Origin of the sequence: Gilliamella sp. Pra-s60 (genome assembly GCF_009795755.1) — a bacterium.
GTDB lineage: Bacteria > Pseudomonadota > Gammaproteobacteria > Enterobacterales > Orbaceae > Gilliamella.
Window position 1 is genome coordinate 38,175 of sequence record NZ_WTFA01000014.1, and the last position, 8,377, is coordinate 46,551.

5 protein-coding genes are annotated in these 8,377 nt (G+C 39.0%); 2 read left to right on the forward strand and 3 right to left on the reverse strand.

Going from position 1 to position 8,377, the window contains the following annotated elements; all coding sequences use genetic code 11:
• The first annotated feature begins 53 nt into the window (after positions 1 to 53).
• Positions 54 to 3,098 carry a DNA translocase FtsK 4TM domain-containing protein gene (locus GQ596_RS11270; protein ID WP_160401359.1) on the forward strand — a complete coding sequence of 1,015 codons (3,045 nt, stop codon included), beginning with the start codon at positions 54 to 56 and terminating at the stop codon, positions 3,096 to 3,098.
• A 99-nt stretch (positions 3,099 to 3,197) separates the two neighbouring features.
• The gene (gene citG, locus GQ596_RS09085; protein ID WP_160401360.1) at positions 3,198 to 4,109 is read left to right on the forward strand and encodes a triphosphoribosyl-dephospho-CoA synthase CitG; all 912 of its coding nucleotides are present in this window, start codon (positions 3,198 to 3,200) and stop codon (positions 4,107 to 4,109) included.
• Between the two features lie 75 nt (positions 4,110 to 4,184).
• Here citG and GQ596_RS09090 read toward each other — a convergent pair whose 3' ends face one another.
• From GQ596_RS09090 to GQ596_RS09100, 3 genes are all read right to left on the reverse strand, one after another.
• Entirely contained in the window at positions 4,185 to 5,327 is a 1,143-nt protein-coding gene (locus tag GQ596_RS09090) for an AAA family ATPase (protein WP_160401361.1), read from the reverse strand.
• On the reverse strand, positions 5,327 to 6,187 hold the full coding sequence (locus GQ596_RS09095) for an RNA ligase family protein (protein ID WP_160401362.1): 861 nt from the start codon (positions 6,185 to 6,187) through the stop codon (positions 5,327 to 5,329). Before GQ596_RS09095 ends, GQ596_RS09090 begins: the two co-directional genes overlap by 1 nt.
• A gap of 540 nt (positions 6,188 to 6,727) precedes the next feature.
• Positions 6,728 to 8,377: hypothetical protein (locus tag GQ596_RS09100; RefSeq protein ID WP_160401363.1), on the reverse strand; the 1,650-nt coding region annotated here is incomplete at its 5' end.

Below are 8,377 nucleotides of genomic sequence, written 5' to 3' on the forward strand. Positions count from 1 at the left end.
AATTTATGATAAAATGCCCACAATTTTAATAACGACAATGTTTAGGTACGTGTTTGAAAAAGCCAAAAATAACAAGAAAACAAATTACAACCCAACTTATTTTACTAACAATAATTGGGTTAGCTGTTTGTTTATTTTTATCACAATTCACTTACGATCCATCTGATCCAGGCTGGTCTCGTACGGCTTGGCATGATCCTATTAGCAATTTTGGCGGTTATATTGGTGCTTATACCACTGATATTTTTTTCCAATTTTTAGGCTTTATTGCTTATAGCATACCTTTCATTATCATTTTTATTTGTTTACAGCTAAGCGTTTATTTTTATAAACATACCGATGATCCGATTAACTACTTTAGCTTATCGTTTCGGATTATTGGCGTTTTAGCATTTATATTTAGCGCTACTGGCTTTTTTGCGCTAAATATTGGTGATTCTGAACAATTTGAAGCGGGTGGCTACCTTGGTGCAATAGTGATTGAAAGTCTTTTATCCATTATAGATCGCTTTGCTTTATCCTTAATTCTTCTTGGAACTTGCTTAGCCTGTGTCACATTATTAACGGGATTATCATGGTTAAATCTAATTGAAAAATTGGGCGCTTTTGTCATGTTATTACTCTTACCAATTAGATGGTTAATAACGCCAAGAAAAACCCATAAAATAGAACAAACAGATGCAATATCAAAAAACCCAATTGCATCAACCAATGAAGAAACAAAAGAACCGCAATTTACCATTCCTTTCGATCAAAAAGAGGATAATTGCAATCTAATTCAATCACCATCTATCGTTAATAACGAAGCATCTCAAGCAGAATCTTTGGATAACAGCGCATCGATACAAGATGAAACAATAACAATAAAAACAACAGACGAACTACTCAATCGCCATCAAGATGCACAATTACCAACATTAACAACATTAACAACATCGACCCAGACGGTAGAAACATCACCTAAAACAGATAGCCAATCAAAAAAAGAGCTCGACCCAGACGAGATCTTATCTCGCCTTGAATCAATTATTCAAAACATGAATAACAATCAAGCAACGCCAGAGCAAGAAAAAACGCTATCTTCATCGATGGAGCAAATAAAACAAGTCATACAAACACAAAAATCAGAACAAAAATTACCATTCGAAGAACCAGAAAAGTACACAATTTCAGATGCACCAAGTAAACCCTTATTTACTTCAGTGCATAATGAACCTGAAATTACATTTACTAATGAACAAACACCATCTGAAGCAACCCTCGACGTTTCCACAATTGAAATAGCGGAAACTAAACAACCATTTATACCAGAATCAGAAGTTACAACAAACACAGAAAACTCGGCAAATATAGAGCTTATAACAGATACCGAAACGGAAACAAACATAGAACAACAAGAATACGTTGATACCGAAGCACTCAAAAAAGAAAACCCAGTTATCGACGACATCTACCCAGAAGAAGCGAGGATTGAAAACGCCCAAAAAAGTGAGCAATTTGAACAATTTGAACAAGTTCCAGAAATTGAACAAATTCAACACATTGAAGAAGATGACAAAGACAGCTTAATACACCCATTATTAAGACGTAATGACAAACCATTACCGAAACCGACCACACCACTGCCGTCTTTAAACTTATTAACTGCACCACCAACGGCACGCATTGAAGTGGATCATGCGGCACTCAGCGCAATGTCTGAACTTATTGAAAAAAGCTTATCTGACTACCGCGTTAAAGCAAAAGTGGTTGACTACATGCCTGGCCCTGTTATAACCCGTTTTGAGATTGAACTTGCCCCAGGCATTAAAGCTGCACGAATTTCAACACTTGACCGAGATTTAGCACGCTCACTCTCCATGCCTTCGGTACGTGTGGTTGAAGTGATTCCGGGCAAACCTTATGTTGGTATTGAATTACCGAATAAAAATCGCCAAACAGTCTATTTTCGAGAAGTCTTAGACAGCCCACAATTTAAAGACGCACAATCTCCTCTTACCGTGGTATTAGGTAAAGATATTTCTGGGCAATCAGTGGTTGCTGATCTGGCAAAAATGCCACATTTACTGGTTGCAGGTACCACAGGATCGGGAAAATCAGTTGGCGTCAATGCAATGATCCTAAGCATCTTATATAAGTCACAACCCGAAGATGTCAGGTTTATAATGATCGACCCCAAAATGCTTGAGCTTTCTATTTATGAAGGGATCCCTCACTTACTAACTCAAGTAGTAACCGACATGAAAGATGCTGCTAATGCGCTCAACTGGTGTGTTAACGAAATGGAACGTCGTTATCGCTTAATGTCAGCATTAGGCGTACGCAATATTGCAGGCTATAACGAAAAAATAAAATTAGCAGAACAAATGGGCAGACCAATTCCTGATCCACTTTGGAAACCAACCGACAGCATGGATCTTAACATGCCAACGCTTGAAAAGTTACCATACATTGTCGTTATGGTTGATGAATTTGCTGACCTTATTATGGCTGTTGGTAAAAAAGTCGAAGAACTAATTGCACGGCTTGCACAAAAAGCAAGAGCGGCAGGCATACACCTTGTACTAGCAACACAACGCCCATCGGTCGATGTCATTACTGGATTAATCAAAGCCAATATTCCTACACGGATTGCCTTTACCGTATCAAGCAAAATTGACTCACGCACTATTTTAGATCAAATGGGTGCAGAATCACTACTTGGCATGGGGGATATGCTATATTTAGCCCCGAATAGCTCTATACCAATTCGTGTACACGGCGCCTTTGTCCGTGATGAAGAAGTGCATGCTGTTGTGCAAGATTGGAAAGCGCGTGGCACGCCAAAATATATTGAAAATGTCACTGTAGCAAGCGATGATAGCGAAAACAGCAACGCTGATATGTTAGGCGAAGAACTTGATCCATTATTTGATCAAGTTGTCGCATTTGTTGTCGAAACCCGACGAGCGTCTATTTCTAGTGTGCAACGAAAATTTAGAATCGGCTATAACCGTGCTGCCCGAATTGTAGAACAAATGGAAGTTGAGGGCATCATTAGCGCCCCAAGCCACAACGGCAATCGGGAAGTACTTGCTGTATCAACTAGTGATTACTAATTTTTATAATAAACCAAACCATTTAAAGCAATGGATTGGTTTATTACACCATCGTAGCGCACAACATACTAACTCTCATCCCAATAGGTAAAAATAATAATGAATAATTATTATCAGCAAATAGCATTATTAGAACTAAAACTCAATAATGACCCCAACCGATGTTTACCTGCAAAACTGGCAACCCAAGCGCTCATTAAAGAAATTTGTCTGTCACCTAAGCCCGGACTGGTTGATATGAATAATAGTGGCTCCCATCGTGACATGGATTTTCAAACCTTTGTCCACAGCATCAACGCCATTAGTCACTGGTTTGAACATTTTTACAACTACGGAAAAACATCAGCTTTACACGATAACAACCTATTTTTAGCCGGTATTAGACCTATTGGTATTGAGTGCGAACAAGCCATGTTCCAAGCCACTAACCAAATAAATACCCATAAAGGAGGAATTTTTGCCTTTGGATTGTTGTTAGGGGCGATAGGTCGATTAGAACAACTCGGCTTGTCGACCAATGCACAAAGCATTTGTGAGCAAGTTTCAGCAATTTGCCAAGGCATCGTCCACAGCGAACTACAACAAAATAACCAAGCTAATTCAATAGGCGAAAAATTATTTAAACGCCACAAACTCTCTGGCGCACGAGGTGAAGCTGAATCAGGTTATGCGACAGTTAGAAACATTTCATTACCTATTTATCAAGAAATGCAAAATCACAGTTACGACGAAGAAACCAGCTTATTACAAGTAATGTTACATTTGCTTGCCTTTAATCAAGATACCAACTTGGTTGCTCGAGGTGGACTTGAAGGGTTGGCTTTTGTTCAAGAGCAAGCCCAAAAACTGATCAAACAAGGCGGTATTGCTCATCCTCAAGCACGGCAGAACCTTCATCAGCTTGATATTGAATTAATTAAACGTAATTTAAGCCCAGGAGGCACGGCGGATTTAATTGCGGTGACTTGGTTTTTGTTTCAATATAATAAAGAAAATAAGCAAAAAAAATAAATTATCACTATCATTCAACCAATTTTGGGGCTTAATATCAGCCCCAATGAGTATGATATAATATGAATAATAGTGTTATGAATTAATTAAATAACTCACCTTATGCGCTTCAGTCTGTAGTGGAACTTCCCATTTATTTAATAACCGTTGAATGGTTTTATTTGGCAAGGTCGTATCCCGCGCAGAGTTACGGCGATACAACTCTTTTTCTGGCTGTTCAAGATAGACGATTTCCACATTCGCATGATAAGCATAAAGCAAATCCAATGCCTTTTGACGCATCTCTTGCGATAAGTGAGTCGCATTCCAAATAAAAGGTTGTTTTGCTCTTAACCACTGTTTAACCTTTGCCAGAACAAATTGAATAACAAGCCCTTCGTTTTCACCATGCTTTAATTTTAGCTCAGTTCTAGCATCATCATAAGAAGCAACCGCCCAAGTTGGGTAATGCTGACTGATCCAACTATTTTTACCTGAAGCAGGTAAACCCGATAGCATAATCACATGAGAACCTTTTTGCGGAAACAATGGATAATCAGGTAACACATTACTGCCTCGAAAATATTGCACTCGAGTATAATCATCAACAAATTGGCGAGGCTGATATAAACACGCCTCCTCAAGCGCCAACTGCTTGAATAATTCAACTTCATCAAGTGCTTTTTTTTTATCAGCACAAATGCGCCCTTTCATATCCACTTTTGCTTGCAGGCATAACATCCAAATAGGCAATTGCCATGATAAACGATGAATTAAAAACTCAGGCGATCTCTTTTTTTGCGCATCACTTAATGCAAAAAAAGGCACTTGATGTACACTAATGATTCGGCAAATTTGCTCACGTAAATCAAATGGTACACCCATTCGCCATAATAAAATACGACTACGAATCTCGCCTTTTTTGGAATGCCGTGGTTGCGTAATTTTACCTGTGTCTTCATCAATAACCGTGGTTTCAGGTTTAGCGATATCATGCAACAAAGCCGTCATAAATAATACAAACTGCTCATCTTCTGTTGCATTGGCAAATTCTTCTTCTGCCAATAATGCCCGTATCACCATTTGCGTATGAATCCAAACGTTACCCTCGCCATGGTGCGAGGGATCTTGCGGTGTAATGATTAAGTCATTCAATTCAGGAATACACGTTAACCATGGACTAAAATCATCAGTTGCCAAGGTACTTGCTATTTGCTGTTTTAATGCTTGGTAATTCATCACTTACCTCCATTTAGGCATCGATTATTCCAATTCACCGTCAATTGTGGCGTATATAACTGAGCATTTTGAGCCAATTGGTTTGGAATAAAAGGCTGTTCACTATGGTGCTGTCCTGCATCTAAAATCGCCTGAACAAAATCTTGCCTAACCCATTTTAAGCGATCAAGCGTTTGCTCTTCCGATTCGATTTTAATATATAATCCCTCCATCAAATCAGAATCATCACATTGTTGCCAAGCTTTAGTTAAATCAAGTTTTTCACGCATTACCATCTTTTCAAAACAAGCACGCCAATTGGCGGTTTTAGCTAAAGAAGATGTAATTAACGCTAATAAATCACTTAATTTAGCGGGAGCAAGCCCTGCAAACAACACAGGTACCGATAAAATAGGACCGTCAGCTAATAACTGATGTCGTTTTAAAGTCGATAAAAAACAGTTTTGTTGCCTATCCCAAATATCAAATTCACAAAAATAATGAGGTAATGCATCATAAAAAATAGCATGCTTTTTATGTAACCATTCACCATAAAGGATATAACGATCTTCTAAACGCTCAAGTAGCCATTTTTCATGCACGCAAGCCCAGTGTTTTAATAGGTTAAATTGACGCTCTCTAGCTCCCCCTATCAAATAATGTCCTCGGGATTGAAGCAAAAGTTCACCACTTGCCGAAAAACTAATTGCACAGTTTGCACCATCAAGCTTTTCTTCAACAACAATATACTGACCAGTTAACTGTTTATAAGGACGTTGTCCATGTTCACTATCACCAAATTGTAAGCGTGATCCTTCTAAATGAGGTGTTCGTGGATATTTAATTAATTCTAAATTTTGAATATAAGATTCCGTTGTCATAATGTTTTCTCCAAAAAATAAGGGAAAACCGACAAGGCAAAAATCTATAGATTGAATTGCAACGAAGAAGCTTAGAAAAAACTAAGCAAAAGACAATAGGATAGAAATACCAAGTCGGCATTAAGATAAAGTGTTAATTACAGGCATTTTGCCACCTCGTTATAATGAAGTTATTAGATTAAAAAAACGGCGCTATTATCAAGAGTTGCTAATTTATTGTCAAGTTTAATGATAAGAAATAGTTAGTATTGTTAAAAATAATACCTTTCCTGACCGATTTTTTAGCGGAAAATCAGCCTTTTTTGTTTTTGTGAATAGAATAAATTGAGTGCGATGGTTTCAGACGTTTGGGCTTTGGGTGGATAAAATAGCTGTTGTGGTCACACGTCCGAGTCAGGGAATTAAAGCGAATTACCTTGGCTCGGACGTGATCACTGTGACTACTTTGTTCACCAAAGGTCAAAACATCCGAAACCCTACCAAACTAAAATAGACCACAGTTTTAAACCACCCCGTTCTCTTAGGATTAAGAACTAAAACCTAAAAGGTGCAAACAGCGTAAAAGCGAATGGTCGTGTCGTTGTTGACGAAGCCGTCGCTTGAGTGGACACGGAAATTCGAGTCTATAACGTCGCTTGTCCAATAGTAGTCGTACACAAAGCCCGCATCAGCGTAGTTGTCCATGCGTCCCCACTCCGTGAAAAAACCTGCACCTATGTGACGCATGTAAACATTATTACTAGACGACGGCGTAGCGCCTACTGCGCCTCGACAATTACTGTCTGACTGCCAACCAGAACAAACCGCATTGGTTAAATCCCTTACCTGTGACAAACGATAACCCAAACTATTACACCATGTGATGTGATTAGGAGTGTGATCATATTTATAACCCCGATTGACAAACCACTGCCTCAACACAAATCCATACCGAAGCTCATTACCACTACTATCCCTACCGACCAACTCAAATGTCTGTGGCAAAGATGGACGTGCTAATGAACTTGGATTACTTGAACTTATTTGAGTACTATCAGCTTTAGGACCATGCAACGTTACCCGCGTTACATTCTTGGATTTATCAGTAATCCAATTATCGTGTTGTATGGTAGTTCCACGCCATGGGTCTCGGTGTGAATCTGTACGCGGCCTTGTCCAACTCACCGTTGCGCTTAGACTACCTACTGTGTTAACTGTCCAACTTAACTGACTTGCGTCAATACCCCCTATATCCAAATCAAAATACAAGCCATCTGAACCCGTAGTAGGAAAATTTAAACCGTAAGATGATGGGGTTGTTGACTGAACTAAAAAGCCCTTGTCAGGATTCCATATGTTAACTGGGCCTGCATAGCGTGGGTCGTCCCGAGCATAATTTGTGCCACCAAACAACAAATTCGGCCTGACCGAACAAAGACCTATATTATCATATGGGTTAATATAATAATCCACCGTAGCACCATTGAAAATCCTACTTCTTGGCAATCCATACTGCGTTGTTAATGTGCCACTTGTACTTGTTAGGGTTACCTTATAAGGTGCTTTACATATATCTAATGCATCACTACGACCAACTGTATTACCGATTTTATCGGTAAACGTTACTGATATCTTACCCGTTGCCGTTGTCTGTCCATCACCATCATCATCCCCCCAATATCCTTGAGTAACAAAATCATTGATATCGATTGAACTTTGTGTCGGCGGAATAATTATTGTGATGTCATCTAATTTACTCCCTGCATTTGGCAATTTTATTGGATTTGTTACACTTGTATTCGTCGAAGGTGTGAACTTTGTTCCATCTGGCAACGTTATAAACAATAAATTTTCTGTATCAGTTATCTTTGTTTGACCACCATCAAACGTTAAATATGGTGCACTACCCTCAATGGTATTAGTTGTACTTGCCGTTAAAGCCTGTGTACCCTGCGTATATGACAATAAGACTAATGGCGCAAAAAACAACGAGGATTTAGACAACAATTTGAAAATCGACGATAATTTGTCCGATGATGTTACCGATAAAGCCGTCGATATCGCTATGCGAAATGACTTCGGTGATAAAAATAAGAATGGAGTCTGTTTTTGACTATCAACAGATTGAATAAGATTTAGAAATAGGGCTTCCAATGCCGCGCGGTTGCCGGTTGCCGGTTGCCGGTTGCCGGTTGCCGGTTGCCGGTTGCC

Bases quoted from the DNA above. Each gene is read 5' to 3' on its own strand.
- GQ596_RS09095 (WP_160401362.1), bottom strand. From the start codon at position 6,187: ATGACAACGGAATCTTATATTCAAAATTTAGAATTAATTAAATATCCA.
- GQ596_RS09090 (WP_160401361.1), bottom strand. From the start codon at position 5,327: ATGAATTACCAAGCATTAAAACAGCAAATAGCAAGTACCTTGGCAACT.
- citG (WP_160401360.1), top strand. From the start codon at position 3,198: ATGAATAATTATTATCAGCAAATAGCATTATTAGAACTAAAACTCAAT.